Origin of the sequence: Acinetobacter sp. 826659 (assembly GCF_000588515.1) — a bacterium.
Classification (GTDB): domain Bacteria; phylum Pseudomonadota; class Gammaproteobacteria; order Pseudomonadales; family Moraxellaceae; genus Acinetobacter; species Acinetobacter pittii.
The window spans coordinates 22204-40589 of sequence record NZ_JFYD01000007.1; the positions used below are offsets into that span (position 1 = coordinate 22204).

The 18386-nt window shown below is 36.1% G+C and carries 15 protein-coding genes, 1 tRNA gene and 4 pseudogenes; 15 read left to right on the forward strand and 5 right to left on the reverse strand.

The window, feature by feature from the left end:
* Positions 1-28: 28 nt before the first annotated feature.
* Together J663_RS14615 and queA are read right to left on the reverse strand one after the other, a co-directional pair.
* A complete protein-coding gene (locus J663_RS14615; RefSeq protein ID WP_033850643.1) occupies positions 29-1036 on the reverse strand; it encodes a hypothetical protein in 1008 nt (335 codons plus the stop codon).
* Positions 1037-1121: 85 nt separating this feature from the next.
* Positions 1122-2159 (reverse strand): tRNA preQ1(34) S-adenosylmethionine ribosyltransferase-isomerase QueA, encoded by a 1038-nt coding sequence (gene queA / locus J663_RS14620; RefSeq protein WP_033850645.1) that lies wholly within the window; start codon positions 2157-2159, stop codon positions 1122-1124.
* A 181-nt stretch (positions 2160-2340) separates the two neighbouring features.
* Here queA and J663_RS14625 point away from each other — a divergent pair.
* The 3 genes and pseudogenes from J663_RS14625 (at position 2341) to J663_RS14630 (ending at position 3599) form a co-directional block, all read left to right on the forward strand.
* Positions 2341-2427 (forward strand) — tRNA-Leu (locus tag J663_RS14625).
* A gap of 93 nt (positions 2428-2520) precedes the next feature.
* Positions 2521-2619 (forward strand): annotated as a pseudogene (locus J663_RS19725) (XRE family transcriptional regulator); the annotation flags it as partial.
* An 11-nt stretch (positions 2620-2630) separates the two neighbouring features.
* The gene (locus J663_RS14630; protein ID WP_033850647.1) at positions 2631-3599 is read left to right on the forward strand and encodes a cell envelope integrity protein TolA; all 969 of its coding nucleotides are present in this window, start codon (positions 2631-2633) and stop codon (positions 3597-3599) included.
* Between the two features lie 12 nt (positions 3600-3611).
* Here the strand turns inward: J663_RS14630 and J663_RS19650 are convergent.
* Together J663_RS19650 and J663_RS19135 are read right to left on the reverse strand one after the other, a co-directional pair.
* Positions 3612-3847: pseudogene (locus J663_RS19650) on the reverse strand (hypothetical protein).
* Between the two features lie 82 nt (positions 3848-3929).
* Positions 3930-4121 carry a hypothetical protein gene (locus J663_RS19135; RefSeq protein WP_081404770.1) on the reverse strand — a complete coding sequence of 64 codons (192 nt, stop codon included), beginning with the start codon at positions 4119-4121 and terminating at the stop codon, positions 3930-3932.
* 313 nt (positions 4122-4434) lie between these two features.
* Here J663_RS19135 and J663_RS19655 point away from each other — a divergent pair, with 313 nt between their 5' ends.
* The 12 genes and pseudogenes from J663_RS19655 to J663_RS14690 all read left to right on the forward strand — a co-directional run bounded on the left by J663_RS19655 (position 4435) and on the right by J663_RS14690 (position 17472).
* Positions 4435-5100, forward strand: a complete 666-nt coding sequence (locus J663_RS19655) for a hypothetical protein (RefSeq protein WP_228132958.1) — start codon at positions 4435-4437, stop codon at positions 5098-5100.
* A 96-nt stretch (positions 5101-5196) separates the two neighbouring features.
* Complete coding sequence (locus J663_RS19660; protein WP_228132959.1) at positions 5197-5466, forward strand: hypothetical protein; 270 nt, start codon at positions 5197-5199, stop codon at positions 5464-5466.
* A 130-nt stretch (positions 5467-5596) separates the two neighbouring features.
* On the forward strand, positions 5597-7126 hold the full coding sequence (locus J663_RS14645) for a hypothetical protein (protein WP_033850649.1): 1530 nt from the start codon (positions 5597-5599) through the stop codon (positions 7124-7126).
* A 27-nt stretch (positions 7127-7153) separates the two neighbouring features.
* A pseudogene (locus tag J663_RS14650) lies at positions 7154-7594 on the forward strand (SOS response-associated peptidase family protein); the annotation flags it as partial.
* Between the two features lie 290 nt (positions 7595-7884).
* Positions 7885-9156, forward strand: a complete 1272-nt coding sequence (locus J663_RS14655) for a sensor histidine kinase (protein ID WP_033850651.1) — start codon at positions 7885-7887, stop codon at positions 9154-9156.
* Between the two features lie 67 nt (positions 9157-9223).
* Positions 9224-11974 carry a bifunctional [glutamate--ammonia ligase]-adenylyl-L-tyrosine phosphorylase/[glutamate--ammonia-ligase] adenylyltransferase gene (gene glnE / locus J663_RS14660; protein WP_033850652.1) on the forward strand — a complete coding sequence of 917 codons (2751 nt, stop codon included), beginning with the start codon at positions 9224-9226 and terminating at the stop codon, positions 11972-11974.
* A gap of 24 nt (positions 11975-11998) precedes the next feature.
* Positions 11999-12925, forward strand: coding sequence for a branched-chain amino acid transaminase (locus J663_RS14665; RefSeq protein WP_004705670.1), 927 nt, complete (start codon positions 11999-12001; stop codon positions 12923-12925).
* A gap of 68 nt (positions 12926-12993) precedes the next feature.
* Positions 12994-13884, forward strand: a complete 891-nt coding sequence (locus J663_RS14670) for a mitochondrial fission ELM1 family protein (RefSeq protein ID WP_033850654.1) — start codon at positions 12994-12996, stop codon at positions 13882-13884.
* Positions 13885-13906: 22 nt separating this feature from the next.
* Positions 13907-14935: pseudogene (locus tag J663_RS14675) on the forward strand (glycosyltransferase family protein).
* Positions 14932-15687 (forward strand): polysaccharide deacetylase family protein, encoded by a 756-nt coding sequence (locus J663_RS14680; protein ID WP_033850657.1) that lies wholly within the window; start codon positions 14932-14934, stop codon positions 15685-15687. The pseudogene J663_RS14675 and the gene J663_RS14680 overlap by 4 nt, the downstream one beginning before the upstream one ends.
* Positions 15684-16451, forward strand: a complete 768-nt coding sequence (locus J663_RS14685; protein ID WP_033850658.1) for a glycosyltransferase family 2 protein — start codon at positions 15684-15686, stop codon at positions 16449-16451. The genes J663_RS14680 and J663_RS14685 overlap by 4 nt, the downstream gene beginning before the upstream one ends.
* Before the next feature lie 7 nt (positions 16452-16458).
* Positions 16459-17472 (forward strand): glycosyltransferase, encoded by a 1014-nt coding sequence (locus J663_RS14690; RefSeq protein ID WP_033850659.1) that lies wholly within the window; start codon positions 16459-16461, stop codon positions 17470-17472.
* Here J663_RS14690 and J663_RS14695 read toward each other — a convergent pair.
* A complete protein-coding gene (locus tag J663_RS14695) occupies positions 17469-18362 on the reverse strand; it encodes a hypothetical protein (RefSeq protein WP_033850661.1) in 894 nt (297 codons plus the stop codon). The two genes, J663_RS14690 and J663_RS14695, sit on opposite strands and share 4 nt — an antisense overlap.
* Positions 18363-18386 lie beyond the last annotated feature (24 nt).

Below are 18386 nucleotides of genomic sequence, written 5' to 3' on the forward strand. Positions count from 1 at the left end.
TAAATAGACATAAGTTCTAAATAAATAATTACTTTTGTGGTTTTGGCATTTGAGTTTCATTAATGAAATGCTGCAATTTATTTGCAAATTGCTCAAACTCTGGCATTGAAAGTGTTTCAAGGCATTCAGCAAGCTCGCGTACACTAGCGCCATATAAGCTTTGTTGCCGTAAAAGGTTTACATTACAGAGCCAACATAATGCAGATGTTTCAGGGTGTACATAAAAATCCCCTGGAAAATCTTCCAACATTTTTTCTAATAATAACAAACGGTCTGGGCTTAGAAATTTTACTAAATCCAACTCATTCATTCCGCTTTGTTGGTATTTTTGATTAAAACGGATATCACTTGATTCCCAAGCTACTCCTAAGCGACAAGCCTTTTTCTGTTTACTTGAAATACTGACTCCGCGAACTGGAAAATTCTCTAAAATGACGCCGTATAAATTATAGCTAACATCTTTTAGTTCCCATTTACCTTTTGAATTATAGGCCATCTCTCGATTGATATAATGGTATCTAAAGATTTTATATGGATGAATTGTTTCTCTTACTTGCCACTTGCCGTGTATTGCAGTTAAAACTGAATTTTCTTGATTGCCTAACTTAAACAAAGGAAAGTCTGAAGCGGATGTTCCTTCTTTAGGTAGGTTATCTTCAGTTGCAAATCTGAAATTATATTTATGTGCATAATAATAAATTTGGATATCTTGAAGTAGGCAAATCAGTTCGGCCGTCGATGCCCTATGATAAAAACCATAAAAGATCGCAAGAATGGCAAAAGGGAAGAAGTAAATCGAGATTAAAAAGCCTAATGTCATACAAATTAAGGCGAAAATTGTAGCATTCCAAAAAATATAATTTCGAATATCAAGTTGTTGGGTGCCTGTCCAATTTTTTAATGAATAAACAAGAATATCAGGTGGTAATTGCTGATTAAGTAAATTTCTTAATGCCTCAATATTTCTTAAAGTAATTTTGTTATGTGTATTTTGATTGTCAAAAGCACTTTGAATTTTTTGGAAAAGCAGTTTCATAAATTTTATTATTAGTCGAAATTGTAGGTGGGTCAGCTGGGTTAAACTTTAAATCGGCTTATAAAATTTAACCCAGCTTTAATTTTTAAACTTCTAATTTATCAATCAGCATTGCATCGCCATAACTAAAGAAGCGATAGCGGTCTTTAACTGCATGTTCATAAGCAGTCAAAATATTGTCTCGATTCGACAATGCTGAAACGAGCATGAGCAGGGTAGACTCAGGTAAATGGAAGTTAGTAATTAAACGATCTACGATACAGAACTCATAACCCGGATAGATAAAGATTTGTGTGTCGCCAGTCCAAGCTGCAATTTTACCGCCATGAGCTTGAGCTGCACTTTCTAAAGCACGTGTCGCGGTTGTACCAATGGCAATCACTTTATTACCACGTGCTTTAGTCGCCAAAATTAGATCAATAGTTTCTTGAGGAACATCACACCATTCACTATGCATGACATGATTGGTAATGTCATCAGTACGAACAGGCATAAATGTGCCAGCACCGACGTGTAAAGTCACAAAAGATTTTTGAACATTTTTTTGCTCTAACTTTGCTAGTAACTCTTCGTCAAAGTGCAAGCTCGCAGTAGGTGCGGCCACACTGGCAATTTTTTCAGGATTATGGAAAACAGTTTGATAGCGTTCAGTGTCAATTTCTTCTGCTTCACGATTAAAGTAAGGCGGAATAGGTAACTGACCATATTGCTCAAGTACAGGCAAGATGTGCTGTGAAAACTCAACCACAAATAAGTTTTCGTGACGGCCACGTACAATCACAGGAATATTATCTGCACCAACAAAAAGCTCGGCACCTGCTTTAGGTGAGTTGCTAGATTTGATATGACAATACGCTGTGGTGTGGTTCAGCATGCGCTCAACCAAAATCTCAATTGCACCGCCTGTAGAGCGTTTTCCTTTTAGTCGAGCTTTCATAACCTTGGTGTCATTAAGCACCAACAAATCACCTTCTTCGAACAGATCGATAATGTCTGTGAACATGTGATCGTGATATTGACCCTTTGAATCTAAGTGCAACAACCGCGAAGCACTACGTGATTCGAGAGGGTAACGGGCAATGAGTTCATCAGGTAATTCAAAGGAAAAGTCAGACAGTTGCATATTTAGGAAAAACACCACAAAAATTGGGCCTAGTATAAACTTTTTCGCTTTTTTATGGCTGTGCTTCTGACCTAAATCATGAAAAATGTTTAAATGATCTAAAAGTGAACGATAATATTCACTTAGGGTTTGACAAGTTTTACAAACGCGCTAATATACGCAACACAAACATACTTCCTCTCCCGAGGTGGTGAAATTGGTAGACGCGGCGGACTCAAAATCCGCTGTCAGAGATGACGTGTCGGTTCGAGTCCGACCCTCGGGACCATATTCAGAATCGTAAGATTCTACGAAAACCCCTAAGCTAACGGCTTAGGGGTTTTTTGTTGTAGAAAGTTTTTATGGAATTTTGATAATATATGATGAAATAAAACTGACTCAGTTGTACCGTCAAACACGCGAAGAAACGCGTTCAAAGTTAGTCTCTATAGCTGAGACTTATGCAAATCAATTTAAATAAAATCATCGAATATGAACTTAACTGATTTTCAAAAAAGACTTTTATGGGGTTTAGGAATCCTATTTATTTTAATTTTATGGATAACGTTTCCTCTAGTTTTTAAAGAATGGGTGTTTAAACTATTAGTTAAACCTCCTTTTACTCCAGAGGCATTTACTTCATTAGGTCCAATAGGTGACATTTTTGGAGCATTAACTGCGCTTTTAACATCTCTCACGTTAATAATTGTTATTTATACAGCCTATTTGCAGAGACAAGCTAATATATATGCAAGAGAGGCGATGGCGGAACAGCTTAGGCAAGCAGGAAAGGCAGCAAAAAATCAGCTTGAACAGGCAAAAGAAGCTACAAAAGAACAGCTTCAACAGGCTAGAGAATCAACGACTCAACAATTAGATCTAGCCAAATCAACTCATGAAGCACAACTTAAGGAAACAATGTATTCGAATTTTCTTAATACATATAATTCATTGATGAATTACAAGCTTGCTAAATACAATACGATTCAATTATTTGTTAAAGGACGTATTTGGCATGCTGAGGAAATATTTAAAGAAATCGGACTTACTTTTTACGCGGAAAAACAAATATTTGAACTAAGACTAACAAGAGCACAAATTGGTAATTTATATAATCAAACTTTAATCGACATTGCGGGTAATGATAAAGGATTGGAAGAACTTAATAGCTATTTTCTTATATATCAAAGTATTTATGATTTAATTAATGATGCTGAAATTACTGAAAAAGAAAAAGCTTTTTTTAGAAAAGCGACTTCAAATTCAATGTCAAAACATGAACAGTTAACTTTACTGTGGGCAGCTACAAATTTACTAGATTGGCATGAATTGGTAAAAAATACTGGAATATTTAATCAGTTTTACAATGATTATATGATGCCATTTATTGTTACTTTTTTTGAGAAGTCCTGTTTTAGTCACCCAGATATTTTAAGAAATTGGGATAGATTTTCTAAATAACCAAAACCCGGCCTAATCAGGGCTTCTTTTAATTCCTTTAGCATGAACCGCGCATTTAATGTTGACTACTTGATGATGTTGTGTGTTGATGATGGCGCTAAATTCTTGTTCTTTTAAACCATCATCGACTTTCATTTTTGAAAAGCAAAAAGTAAGTTTTGAAGGTTCTCAAGTGGATATTTAATCTCTTCTAGTATTTTTTCAGCCGCCATTTTCTTTTGTTTATTAATGTCTAGTGTTGAGTGCATTTCTTCCCCTGTCTATTGATCATAGGTGTATTTTCTTAAAATCTGCTTTGAAAATATAGGTGGTGGCGACACGCTATGTCGCTTATCTGCCTGATATTATGGAAAATGTTAAGACAACTATGATTGAGAAGACGCCACCTTCAAAGGCGCGCTTGAGGAGCTTTAATTTTTGCTGACGACGCTTTTGCTTTAAGTATGAGTCTAAATCGTGGACTGGAGTATGTTCCTGAACGGAATTTTGAGTAGGGGAGTTCTTTAAAGCGAATGTTTTCATTTGCTTGTCCTTAGTTCAAGTTAAGTTTTAACCTGACACCATTACTTCTCACGATAATGGTGACAGACTGAACAGGGGTGAGAATACCGCGAACTAAGAAGCGGCCAGCCAAAAGGCTGCCCTATCCAGCCTGCCATGAACAGCAAAGCTGAATTTTACGCAAAAAAATAGCCCGTAGACGGACTTTTGTGCGTCTTAGTTCGTTTTTCAGGTTCTCACGCCTGACTAAAAAGACTTATGTCTATCTAGCGTTTTTACAGTAGCTTAGATACTATTACGCGTCAAGACTTTATAATAATTTTTGGGGTGGGTTGTGGCAAATGAAAGAATGTTAATAGGAGTTGAAATATTAAAATTAATAGAAAAATTAGATCAGCAAAAAGCTAAACTTAATGACTGTTTAAAAAATATGTCTAGATTAGATAATAATGATATCTATAACTTTTTTATTCGAATAGATAAGTTGTATAGTGATGTTGTTTCTAATTTTAAAGATTTAGATGAAGAAGTTTTTTTAAGGAGTCCATTTAATGAGGATTTAGGTATTGTTGAACATAATATTCAAATTCTTGAGGATAATGTTGATTTTTTATTAAAAGAAAAAGATGTTCAAGGTAAGTATATAATTACTGAATCTTATAATAGTCCAGTTTTTAATACAATTGAATCTTTTTTAAATAATATTTTTGGTGTTTTACATAGTATTAAATTTAGAAGTGATATTGAAAATGCAATTGTAAAATTTAATAAAAATAGTTCTAAGTTAAATGAAAAAGTTTCAAATATTGAGACTTCACTAGATGATCTTAAAAATATTGATGTTTATAATATATTTAAAAATGATTCTGATAAATTCAAAAAAATTGCACGTATTTATGAAGCTGCATTTTATATAACTCTATTTTTCATATTTTTATATTTTTCTGGTTGGTTTATTGATATTAATACTAAATTTTTAAAATTTAAAATGGCTGAATAATTTTATGGAAATCAAACTCCAACATTTTATATTCAAAAGGTTTCTATCCTTATCCTTTCTACAACTCTTGCCGCTTTTCTTTTAAAACGATCTTTTATGAACCGTCGTTTAGCTGATGAAGCATATCGGACATCGAAAGAGCTTGATGCATTACCTCGTTATATGTCGGGCATGTCTCCTGAACTGAAAGAGAAAATTCGTTTTGATCTTGCCTATAAATATTTTGGTAATGGCATTCATCATGAAAGTTATACAGGTGGTGAAAATTTAATGCATGAGAATATTAAGGCAAATACTGATTTTTTTAAGGTAGTTAATGATTTAAAAAATCCAGGTGTAAGTAAATCAGATACTGAAGGTAAATAATTTCTAAAATGGGGAAAATTATGAAAAGTTAGGAACGTTGTTACGTTGAGTTTTTAGTTCGTATTGCTGAGCCACTGGTAGAGCTTCCAGAAGGTTATTTTGTCAGAATTCCGTGAGTTGGGGATTAAAAATGTTATTTACTGAACAAGAAAAACATAATCTGAAATATTTTAATAATATTGCAAACTTATTAAATATATATATTATTAACTTTAAGAATTCTTCATATGTTTCCAATTTGGTTAAATACTATAGTATTGATCTGGATACATATTCAAAATATCTTAAAGATATTATTTTTGATCTTGAAGATCTTTTGGTTGCTGACTCAAACAATTATAAAAATGTAAATAATTTTATAGAAGAATTTTATAAGGAATTGCAAGATAATGTAAGTGAATTTTCTCATGCTGATATAGATAGGACTGTCATTATAAAAAAATTTTTTGTAATGATAAATAGTTTCTTAAATAAAATAAAAGATTGGATTTTTTCTTTAGTATTCCAAAAAAATGATTCTTCAATTAATGATAATCCTTTATTAAGAGTTGTAAATTCAGAACCATATACATGGGTTATTAACTACTCGGTTACTAAGAGTAAGGATATAGATTCATCAATTCAGCCTATGATAGAGAATGATAAAGATATTTTGTCCTCTAATTTTTTAAATAATAAAATTATTATTTTAGAAGATCGTGTTGCCAATATTATTAAGGATTTTAAAATATTTATTGAGGATTATAAGTTAAGTAGAGATGAAAACTTTGATGAACAAAGAAGATTATTTGAAGAGCGTGCTAATGATGCTTTAATTAACTATCAAAACTCTCTTGATGAAATAAAAAAACAATATCAGAACGATTTAGTACCTCAAGTTGTAGATTTAAAATCTAAGCTATCAAACAATAAGACTGAGCTTGAATCTCTTCTTGGTGATGTAAAACTTTATCAAGATAAAATGACAAATAAAGCAGTTGCTGAAATGTCTGCTCACTACCATAAAAAGTCAAATTTTGAAAAAAGTTCCTACTTCTTTGTCACTTTTATTAGTGCAGTTATTATTATTGCTTCAGTAGTAAGTGCTTATATAGGAGTAGACAGCTATTACGATCAATATGTAAGTACAAAGTCTTGCGACAATTTAGATAATTCAAAAGAAAAGGATTCATCAAAAGAAAAAGTAAAGTCATACGAAGAATGTATGAAAGACTTAACAATAAAACGTGAAGCAACTCAAAAATATGCTTTTAACTATCTTATTTTTAGATTGAGCTTTTCATTACTTTTATTTTTAGCTGTTATCTATGCAAGTAGGATTGCTATTCGCGCCTATAATCACTGGCGTCAAAGTGAAAATATGTACTTAAAACTTAATACATTAAGTCCATTTATTGGGAGTCTTGATAAATCGGTACGTAATGATGTTCATCTTAGCTTGATACCTGACTACTTTGGTAAAGACGCTGGTATTGTTGAAGGTTCTAAAGACACAGTAAAAGATCTTCCAACAAATATTTCAAATATTGCTATAAAAGCAATTGAGCAAGCTGGCAGTACTATCGGAAGTAAATTAGGAAGTGATAAAGAAACTAAAAATTCAGATAGTGAATCAAGTACAGAAAAGAACAAAAAGAAATCAGAAGATGAATCACAATAAATTATAAATCTAATAAAGAGGTGAGCTATGTGTGCGAACTATGAACCCATTTCAAAAGACCGTGTTCACCTCTTAGATTTGTTTGAACCCACTTTCGAATATAGCAATGACATTTACTCTGGTGCAGATTGCCCACTCTTATTTTCAAATGATGGCAATGTAGAGTGGCGACAAGTTAAATGTGGCTTAGTGCCAACTTGGGCCAAAGACTTAAAGATTTGCCGCAAAACTTATAGTGCCAGAACAGAAACCGTTCATGAAAAACCAAGCTTTCGTCATGCATGGAAGAATAGCCAATTTGCGTTAATACCTGTCGACACCATTTACGAACCTAAATACATCGATGGCAAAGTACATTGGTACAGGATCTATCGTAAAGATGGAATGCCATTTACCGTCGCTACACTTTATGAAAATGTATTGATTCAAATTCAAAAAATGAACTTCATTAAAGCCGAATCACACCCTAAGCCGTCATACGAATACAAATAATATTTTTTGACCATCTTTTACGAGTATTCTGAACTCGCATTTCTAACATCTTACAACTCTTTACCTTCAAACATTTGTTGTATTTTCCTCAAGCATACCCACTTTATGTATCTGAAAACCTTTAATTGAAACTTCACATTTCTATTTTGAAAAGAACGTTGCTCTTTTAATGTACTGTGTTAAAGTTTGTAGTAGATCATAATGATTATAAGTACATTTCTTGAGAGCGGTTCCGACCAAAAACGACATAATCTGTGAGGCGGGCAATGACATTCCAACGTTTAGAACTAAATCAGGTTGAGCAGTTAAGTGCTTGTAGGATATCCCTGTTGCTTGGATTAAATGCCGAGCAGAACTACATCGAGCAATTTTTCCGGTTTAGTCTTCGTCTTTTGAATTGTAAAAAAGCCTTATTGACTTTTAATCAGGAACCTTACTTTTGGCATCGTTGCCCTGAGGGCATGACAGCCATTTCGTTTAAGCCATCAAAGCATTTAAAACAGTGCTTCGCCAAACAACAGGTGATTAATCACTTACATCCTTCATATCAAAATTTAATCAACTATTTAAAAGAATTAAATATTGAGTGCAGCAGGGCATTGGCTGTGCATCTTTTACACCCTGATAAAACCTCAATGGGGTTTGCTGTCTTTTTCGATGATGATGCGTCAACGTTTGAAGATGATGATATTCAATTATTGCTCGATTATTGTTCTAGTTTTATGCAACAAGTCGAGTTGAAGTTTAACTACGAAGAGTTAAATGAATTATACGAGCAACAAGTGGCACTTAATTCGAGTAAAACAAAATTTTTCTCGATTATTTCGCATGACTTACGTGCGCCTTTTCATGGATTGCTCGGATTTTCTGAGGTACTCGCTAAAGAGCGTGAAACTTTAGATGAATCTAGTATTCAAAATATTGCAGATTATTTATATGACACCTCACAATCGACCTATAACTTGCTTGAAAGTTTGCTGACATGGGCGATGGCTGAGGGAGGGCGTTTTGTCTATCACCCGATTAACTTTAAGCTTAGACAAGTCAGCAATATCGTTTGCGATGTACTGCACACATTAGCTTTAAAGAAAAATATTGAACTGGTTAATGGTGTTCCAGATGATTTAAACATCTACGCCGATATCAATATGATGACTTCTGTAATTCAAAACTTGGTGTCAAATGCTCTGAAATTTACCGACGTTGATGGATCAGGCAAAGTCTTTATTGAAGCTCAACAAGCAGATGCAAATATAGAAATTACTGTTCGAGACACAGGTCTGGGCATGACCGAGCAACAAATGGCAAATTTATTCCATCCACGTATTACTGCAAGCTTTAAAGGCACTGCAGGGGAAAAAGGTGCTGGTTTAGGTTTGAGTCTTTGTAAGCGTTTTGTCGAGATTAATCAGGGGCAAATTACTGTTGATTCTAAAGAAGGGGTAGGAACGACATTTAAGGTTCTATTACCTTCAGCTCAAGAAAGTCATGAGGTGCATACCGAACATCATTCTTCATCAGAAGCAAAATTAGTCTAATCCCTTTTCCTAACACTACTCGAACTGCTATAACTAAAAACAGAGTACGAGGAAAAGAGCTTTTTATATGAATGCGGAGCAGTTACAAAAAACATTGCGTGCCAGTCAGTACGCAGAACAAGTTTTAGGTTTGCATCAAGCTGTTTTAGAACAAGATTATCAAATAGATCAATTTACTGCACCGCTCTCGACCGAACAGATTTACCAATTTGTACAGACCACGCTAGATGGGATTGGTGATGAAACGTCTTGGATGCGCGGAATGCGCATTTTACGTAGCCGTTTAATGTTCCGCTGGATTTGGCAGGATGCCAACCAACTGACGGATGTTGTCACACTCACTCGTGAACTTTCTGATTTTGCCGATGCCAGTATTTGTGCTGCAAAAGATTTTGCGCGTGTCGCACTTGTGGCGAAGCACGGTGAACCTGTGAGTTACTCTGGCAAAGTGCAAGATTTGATTGTTGTTGCCATGGGTAAGCTTGGTGCTCAAGAGCTTAACTTGTCGAGTGATATCGACTTAATTTTTGCCTTTGATGAGCAAGGTGAAACCAACGGTCGTAAATGTATTGATGTACAGCAGTTCTGTATTTTGTGGGGACAAAAACTCATTTATTTGCTTGAACACATTACTGCCGATGGTTTTGTGTTTCGAGTAGACATGCGTTTACGTCCTTGGGGAGACGGTTCGGCACTAGCGATTAGTCATGCCGCTTTAGAAAAATATTTAAGTCAACATGGCCGTGAGTGGGAACGTTATGCGTGGATTAAAGCGCGTGTAGTGACTGGAGGTAAAGAAGGGCAGGATTTGTTAGAAATGACACGTCCTTTTGTGTTCCGCCGTTATGTCGATTACACCGCTTTTGCTGCCATGCGTGATATGAAAGCGATGATTGAGCGCGAAGTCTTACGTCGTCATATTGAGGATGATATTAAACTCGGAGCGGGTGGTATTCGTGAAATTGAGTTTATTGTTCAGGTCTTTCAGCTTATTTATGGCGGGTCTAAACGTGAGTTACAAGACCGTCAATGTTTAGTGAGTCTTGAGCACATTGGGGAAGCTGGCTTATTAGAAAAACAAGCTGTATTAGAACTTGAAGATGCTTACCTATTTTTACGCCGTGTTGAACATGCAATTCAAGCGCTCAACGATCAGCAAACCCAATTATTACCAGAAGAATTGGACTTAAGACAACGCATTATTGATACCTTAGATTTCGCTAGCTGGAATGAGTTTCTTGATGTTCTTAATGAAAAACGTCAAAAGGTAAAAGTTCAATTTAAGCAACTGATTGAAGATACCAGCTCTAATGCCGCAACTGAAAATTTTGGGCAGTTAGAGCAGCAGTTAGATGAGGTGTTAGATGACAATGCGAAAAATCTAATTCATGAGTTTTGGCATGGCCACGCACTTAAAAAACTTCCTTCAAATGCTGTGCAGCGTTTAAAAACGTTTTGGCCTCATTTAATCGAAGCGATCTTACAGTCTGAACAACCACAAACTGCATTATTGCGTTTAATGCCGCTGATTGAATCAGTCATGCGTCGAACCGTGTATTTAGTGATGCTGATTGAAAGTAAGGGAGCATTGCAACGCTTAGTGAAAATGGCGACGGTGAGCCCGTGGATTTGTGAAGAGTTAACGCAATATCCAGTACTGCTGGATGAGTTCTTATCGATGGATTTCGAGTTGCCAAAGCGTAAGGACTTAGAAGACTCATTACGTCAGCAATTGCTTCGCATTGAAATTGATCAGGTCGAAGACCAAATGCGAGCACTTCGCTTGTTTAAAAAGAGTAATGTACTCACTGTTGCTGCAAGTGATGTCTTAGCTGAAAGCCCTCTCATGAAGGTTTCCGATGCATTAACAGATATTGCTGAAGTGAGTGTCAATGCAACCCTGCATTTAGCTTATCAAACTGTGGCGAAGCGTCATGGTTACCCATGTGATGTTGATGGGAAACGCTGCTCACTCGACTATAAAGCTTTTGCTGTCATTGGTTATGGCAAAGTGGGTGGTATTGAGCTGGGTTATGGTTCTGACTTAGATCTTGTCTTTATTCATTATTTAGATGAACAATCCGATACGGATGGAACCAAGTCAATTAGTGGCTTTGAGTTTGCTATGCGTGTCGCTCAAAAGTTTATGTCTTTGATGACTACGCAAACGCTAGATGGCCGTGTCTATGAAATTGATACACGCTTAAGACCTTCAGGTGAAGCAGGTTTATTGGTAACAGGTCTAAAAGCCTATGAACACTATCAGTTGAAAAGTGCATGGCTTTGGGAACATCAGGCATTAGTACGTGCCCGCTCTATTGCAGGTGATGAGGTGCTTTGCCAGAAATTTGAAATATTTCGACGCGAGATATTGACTCAATCTAGAGATGAGGCTTATGTTCGTGAGGAAGTGTTGAAAATGCGTCAGAAAATGAAAGACCACCTAGGTTCGTCTTCTGAACAAAAAAAACATGGTATTTTTCATTTAAAACAGGATGCAGGTGGTATCGTCGATATCGAATTTATGGCACAGTATGCTGTACTTGCATGGAGCGGGACGAAACCCGATCTCGCCCATTATTCTGATAATGTAAGAATATTAGAAGATGCTGCTAAAGCAGACTGCTTATCCAGTGAAGATGCCACAGCATTAATTCGAGCCTATCTTAGTGAACGTGCCGAAAGCCACCGTTTAGCCCTTGCAAATCAATCCATGCAAGTCAGCGCAGCGGACTGGCGTAGTACCCGTGCGGTCGTTTGCAATTTATGGCAAAGATTAATAGACCCAACCGCCTCGGTTGAGTTGGATAGTGAATGATTTTATAACAATTTGGAGTGTTCCATGAATTTGGCTGATCGTGATGGTTTTATTTGGCAAGATGGAAAATTAATTGATTGGCGTGATGCAAAGATTCACGTTTTAACCCATACTTTACACTACAGTATGGGTGTATTTGAGGGTGTTCGTGCTTATGAAACTCCTAAAGGTACAGCGATTTTCCGTCTTCAAGACCACACAAAACGTTTGTTAAATTCAGCAAAAATTTATCAAATGAAAGTGCCTTATGATCAAGCAACGCTTGAACAAGCACAAATCGATGTTGTTCGTGAAAATAAATTAGCTTCTTGCTATTTACGTCCATTAATCTGGATCGGTTCAGAGAAACTAGGTATTGCAGCAACAAATAACACGATTCATGCCGCTGTTGCTGCGTGGGCGTGGGGTGCATATCTTGGTGATGAAGCGATGGCGAAAGGTATTCGCGTTAAAACTTCATCATTTACTCACCATCATCCAAACGTGACCATGTGTAAAGCAAAAGCATCTGGTAACTACACGTTGTCAATTCTTGCTCATCAAGAAGTTGCACACTCAGGTTACGATGAAGCAATGTTAATGGACCCACAAGGTTATGTATGCCAAGGTTCAGGTGAAAACGTATTCTTGATTAAAGATGGCGTTTTACACACTCCAGATATTGCTGGTGGTGCGCTTGATGGTATTACACGTCAAACTGTGATGACAATCGCAAGAGATCTTGGTTACCAAGTTGTTGAGCGTCGTATTACACGTGACGAATTCTATATTGCAGACGAAGCATTCTTCACAGGTACTGCTGCTGAAGTAACACCAATTCGTGAATATGATGACCGTCCAATCGGTTCGGGTACTCGTGGCCCAATTACCACTGAAATCCAAAAAACTTACTTTGATGCGGTTCAAGGTAGAAATCCGAAATATGAACACTGGTTAACTTACGTAAAATAAGTTAATCCGTTAACATAAAAAGGCGAACATAAGTTTCGCCTTTTTATTTTTTGGCTTAGGGAGCTTCTATGCATATTGTCTATGTGTCTGATGGTAAGGCAGGGCACCGCTCACAAGCATTAGGCTTGTTTCAGGCAATGCAAAGACAACAGCCAGAAACAACTTTTGAAGAGGTCCTAATTTCTGATTTACCTATTATTTCCTTAATTCAGGCACTCTTCTCTTCGAAAAATTCCTTATTTAAACAAGCGCCTGATTTTATATTTGGGGTGGGAAGCCACACACATTTTCGTGTTTGGTTGCTCGGTAGAATTTTTAAAAAGGCTAAAACCATTATTTTAATGAAGCCGAGTTTACCTATTGGTTGCTTTGATTATGCTGTTATTCCGGAGCATGACGGTATTCACGCCGATAACCATGTGATTGTCACGCGTGGTGCATTAAATCCTATCCGTAATCAAAATCGTCATCAAACCGCGAGAGTTTTAATCGCTTTAGGTGGTTCATCTAAACGACATCAATGGAACCAAAATAAAGTATTAATCAGTGTTCAAAAAATTGTTGAGAATAATCCAGACGCTGAAATTATTCTGACCACTTCTCGTCGAACCCCAGCAGAGTTTGTCGATATTTTAAGACAACAAAGTTTTGTCCAGCATTTAAACATATTTCCAGTTGATCAAACACCTCAAGGCTGGATTTTCGAAGAAATGCAAAAAGCAGAAGCTGTCTGGGTAACAGAAGACAGCGTCTCTATGATTTTTGAGGCACTTACTGCGGGTTGTCGAGTCGGGGTGATGGCAATGGATCGTTTGAAAGACGACCGGATTACGTACTCAGTTGATCAAATGTTAGAATCAAAATTAATTTCACAGCAGACTTGTGTTGTACAGTTACCACAACCTTATGCTTTTAAAGAAGCGGACCGTGTGGCAACATATCTTTTAGCAAAAAATTAAATTTTTTATTTTGAGTAAATAAATGAAAATATTGCATATTGCAAATTTTGGCTTTAATAAACAAGGCGCCCATTTTTACTGCACAGACCGTAAAATTTCTGCCGGATTAATTGAAAATGGCCATTTCGTTTATGATTTTAGTTTTCGCGATATGGCTCCCATGGGGACCATTTTTTAAAAAAAAAAAATGGGTGCCCATTGGGCTAATAAAGAAGTACTAAAGGTCGTCAATAATATTGAACCTGACTTGGTACTGATTGGACATAGTGACTTAATGAGTCCAGATGTTCTAAGACAAATTAAAGAATCTTATCCAAATACTAAAATTGCATTTTGGTATGTTGATCCGCTTTATCTTGAAAACAAACTCGACTTTGTTAAAGCATTCTCTCCGTATTTAGATGCTATTTTCTGTACAACAGGTGGTGAATATCTACAAAAGTTAAAACAGCCTCATTTAAGTGTGGCCTACTTGCCAAATGTGGGGCATCGTAATGTAGAAACACTACAGCAATTTTCAAATGCTAATACGGATAAGACCTTTATTTTTTGTGGTGTGGTTTATAAAGAACCTGAGCGTGAGAAGTTCTTAAAGGACTTGGCAGATGCTTTACAACAAGGCCATGTGAACTATCAATATTATGGTTGTTTTGAACAACCTGGTGTTTATGGTAAAGCGTATTATAAAGTTCTGTCTGAAACAAAAATGGGACTTAATTACTCACGTCGTAATGATGTAACCTTGTATAGTTCTGACCGTATTGTACAGCTGACTGGTAATGGTTTACTCACCTTTAGCCCAAGAATTCCGGGTTTTGAGAAACTCTACACTGAGCAAGAAGTTGTTTACTTTGATGATCAGTTTGATTTGGCCAAGAAGATCCAATTCTTTGATCAAAATCCAGAGCAGGCTGAAAAAATAGCGAAAGAGGGCTGGGAGAAAACACGTAAATCTTTCAATGCTAAGCGCATCACCCAATTTATGGTTGAGGTGACATTTAAGCAGCCCCTTTCAGAAGATTATGAATGGTCACATGAGGTTTATGCATGATGTGGTTTTTGTACGTTGCGGTAGGCCTATTAGTACTTGCTGCACTGTTATATGTGCTGGGTAATTATACATTCTGGCTTCCGTTCCGTTCGAACAAATTACCACGCATTGTGATGTTGCATCAGGTTACCCCTAAAGATGCGGCCTCTGGCATGAATATGCCACCTGAAAAGTTTGAACAACTCTTACAGTTGTTGACGCGCAAAGGAGCTACTTTTTGTTTTGTTTCCGAGCTTGAGCAATATCGTAATCAAAAGAATGTGGTTGCTTTAAGTTTTGATGACGGTTTTATGGATAATTATCTTTATGCCTATCCATTACTAAAAAAATATAATGCAAAGGCAACCATTTATTTGGCGACACGAATTGAAGGCATCGAAAAGCTCACTCATGAACAAATTCATGAAATGGCGAATTCTGGTTTGATTGAATTTGGTGCGCATACCCAACATCATGTGAACTTACTTAAGCTTGATGATCAAACTGCTTATGATGAGATGCTTCAGTCTAAGCGTGATGTTGAAGCATTAGTTGGAAAGTGCCCGAGTTTTGCTTATCCATTTGGTCGATTTAATGAAAAGCACCAGAAAATGGCTCAAGAGATTGGCTTTAAAAACGCAGTATCGACTCGTAAAAAAATCGAAGCGTATGAAGCAGGTAATCAATTTAATATTCCACGTGTCAGCACGCATGGTGCCATGAATGCTTTACAGATGCGTATCGCCCTTGCTAAAGGACGTTATAAGTTATGAATAAAATTCCATGTAGTGTCTATATTGTTACTTTAAACTGTGGCGCTTGGTTAGAGCGGACTTTGCAAAGTGTCAGTGAGTTTGATGAAGTCATTATTTTAGACTCTGGCAGTGCTGATAATACTTATGAAATTGCTCAGCGCTTTGAAAATACGCAAATCTCTCACCAAGACTGGCAAGGTTACGCTGGGCAAAAAAGTTTAGCTTTAGAAAAATGCCGAAATGATTGGGTACTCAATCTAGATGGTGATGAAGTCTTATCTAACGAGTTAAAACAAGAGATTGTTGAGACTATTCAACAGAACAAGCTTGATGCATTAATCACACCAATTAATGATGTGTTCTTAGGTGTTCCAAACAGTAAACATACTAAAAAACATGCAAAGGTACGTTTTTTCCGCAAGTCTAAAGGGCATTATGACCTTGCTAATAAAGTTCATGAAAATGTGATTGTAGACGGTGAATCTCAGCGTGCTCAACATGATATTTATCATTATGGTGAGTCGAGTATTTTCGTTAAGGTCGAAAAAAATAACCAATATTCCAACTTAAAAGCGTTAGAGAAATACCAAAAAGGAAAGTCTCCAAGCGTTGCTAAATTGGTTTTGGTGATGCCTGTGACTTTTATGAAGTCTTATTTTATTCGCCGTAGTTTCTTAAATGGTTGGCGTGGTTTCGTAAATAGTATGATTAACGCATTTTATGCATTTCTAAAAGAAGCCAAACTGTTTGAACAGACCATGAATAAAGATAAAAATAAGTAGGCAAGCTATGAAAATTGTTCAGATTATGGCAACGGATGGTGGAAAGATTGGTGGTTTAGAAAAACATACTTTCCAGCTTTGTGCAGAATTATCAGAAAAGCAAGAAGTTCATTTGTTTTTAGACTTAAACTATCGAAATGAAATACCTAAATTAGAGCATCTTCATTGTCATTATTTTGATTTTTCTAAAGGAAGAATGAATATCGGTCTTCTCTATTCTCTCTTTAAAGAAATTGGAAAAATTGGTCCTGATATTGTTCATTCTCAAGGTGGAAAAGCTTCAAAAATTTTGAGCTTTCTTATACCATTTTTAAAAGTACCAAGTGTGGCAACCATTCATGGTATGAAAAATAACATGCGTAGTTATCGTCATTTTAATGAGGTAATTACTGTAAGTCAGGCGGTTGGAGATAAAGCTAGAGAATATCGACCAGTTCATGTTATTTATAATGGGGTTGCTCAGGAAAAAAGCTTAACTGACGATATACCTAGAACAAATCTAAAAAAAGCCATCGCAATTGGCCGATTAGATCCAGTAAAAGGCTTTGATCGACTCATAGAAGCATGGCAAGGTTTGGAGGCTCAGCTAGAAATATTAGGTGAGGGACCAGAGCATGAAAATTTAAGTCAGTTAATTAAAGATCTGCATTTACAGGATAAAATTAAATTAGTGGGTTATCAGCAAGACATTTATCCATACTTAGCAGCAAGTGATTTGGTGGTGGTATCTTCCTTGAGAGAAGGAGGCCCATTAATTGTTGCAGAAGCATTATTAGTACATAAACCTGTAATTGCCACTGATGTGGGTATGGTAAGAGAATTTATTCCAGAAAAATATATTGCAAAAGATAATACTGTATTGGAAATTAAAAAATTAATTAAAGTTGCTAGTGAAAATTTTGAGTATATTCAGTATGAGTTTAAGCCTGCATTTGATAAAGCTGAAGCTGAATTATCTTTAAATGCAATGGTTAATAAAACATTAGATATTTATAAATTAGCGTTGAGACAACAACGCTAATTATTTTTTTTTGTCAAACGGATCGCATCCACAACAACGAAGTTTGAATGTACATCAATAGTGTGACATCCATCATCCTCTTTGCTCCATTCAGGATAGATTGTTTCGTACAGTCTTTCCTCATATTCCTTCGGACTTAATTTTATGATTTCCTTAAGCTCAATATGTCCGCCATAACGCTTTAGGGAGTCTTGACTTGGGCGAACCAGTTTATTCCGATAGAAAAAAGGTTTTCCAGCCATCCTATATTGAATTTTTCCTTTACACACTGGGTTCAATGGGTGTTCTTGCCAATTAGGATTTAAAATATCTTCGGTAAAGAATAGGTCTAAGCGATCACCAAATTTCTTACAATCACGACGCGTTGAGGTAAAAAGATACCATAAACCTTCATGGTAAAAAGGGGTGCTATCGACTGCTTCAATATTTTCAATAAGATTAGAATGCTTTTCCCATTTCAGCGGAAACTCAGTACATTGCCAGAGCTCAATAGTTTTGTTGGCCGAAGTCTCTGGGATCATGTACCAAGTATCTTTTATTTTCAATATACAAGGATAAGAAAGGTGGTAGTCGAGCTTTAAGATTGTCTCGGGGGGTGTGTAAGTTCCATCTTTAAAGACTTCTAAAACAGAAAGGAAACCTACCGGATGTTGGTCATCGACTTCTTCAAAAAAAATGAAATGACGGCCATTTTCATAAGCATAAAAGCTATCTGCAAATGTAAAATTTTTAGGGGAATGGATCTCAAAGAGTGAATCTAATTGTTCAAGTGTAGTAAATGGTTGTTCTAACCAGCCAAAACGCATATACCAATGGGAGTCAAAAGTTTTCGCTTTTTTTGCTTGTTGGTGTTTATACCATTTTTTGAGAATTATACGAGAGATATGCATTATAAGTTACTGAAAATAGAAAGT

Coding starts and splice junctions, on each gene's coding strand:
- J663_RS14680 (WP_033850657.1), top strand. CDS start 14,932: ATGATGTGGTTTTTGTACGTTGCGGTAGGCCTATTAGTACTTGCTGCA.
- J663_RS14670 (WP_033850654.1), top strand. CDS start 12,994: ATGCATATTGTCTATGTGTCTGATGGTAAGGCAGGGCACCGCTCACAA.
- J663_RS14655 (WP_033850651.1), top strand. CDS start 7,885: ATGACATTCCAACGTTTAGAACTAAATCAGGTTGAGCAGTTAAGTGCT.
- J663_RS14665 (WP_004705670.1), top strand. CDS start 11,999: ATGAATTTGGCTGATCGTGATGGTTTTATTTGGCAAGATGGAAAATTA.
- glnE (WP_033850652.1), top strand. CDS start 9,224: ATGAATGCGGAGCAGTTACAAAAAACATTGCGTGCCAGTCAGTACGCA.
- J663_RS19135 (WP_081404770.1), bottom strand. CDS start 4,121: ATGAAAACATTCGCTTTAAAGAACTCCCCTACTCAAAATTCCGTTCAG.
- J663_RS14645 (WP_033850649.1), top strand. CDS start 5,597: ATGTTATTTACTGAACAAGAAAAACATAATCTGAAATATTTTAATAAT.
- J663_RS19660 (WP_228132959.1), top strand. CDS start 5,197: ATGAACCGTCGTTTAGCTGATGAAGCATATCGGACATCGAAAGAGCTT.
- J663_RS14615 (WP_033850643.1), bottom strand. CDS start 1,036: ATGAAACTGCTTTTCCAAAAAATTCAAAGTGCTTTTGACAATCAAAAT.
- J663_RS14630 (WP_033850647.1), top strand. CDS start 2,631: ATGAACTTAACTGATTTTCAAAAAAGACTTTTATGGGGTTTAGGAATC.
- J663_RS14685 (WP_033850658.1), top strand. CDS start 15,684: ATGAATAAAATTCCATGTAGTGTCTATATTGTTACTTTAAACTGTGGC.
- J663_RS14695 (WP_033850661.1), bottom strand. CDS start 18,362: ATGCATATCTCTCGTATAATTCTCAAAAAATGGTATAAACACCAACAA.
- queA (WP_033850645.1), bottom strand. CDS start 2,159: ATGCAACTGTCTGACTTTTCCTTTGAATTACCTGATGAACTCATTGCC.
- J663_RS14690 (WP_033850659.1), top strand. CDS start 16,459: ATGAAAATTGTTCAGATTATGGCAACGGATGGTGGAAAGATTGGTGGT.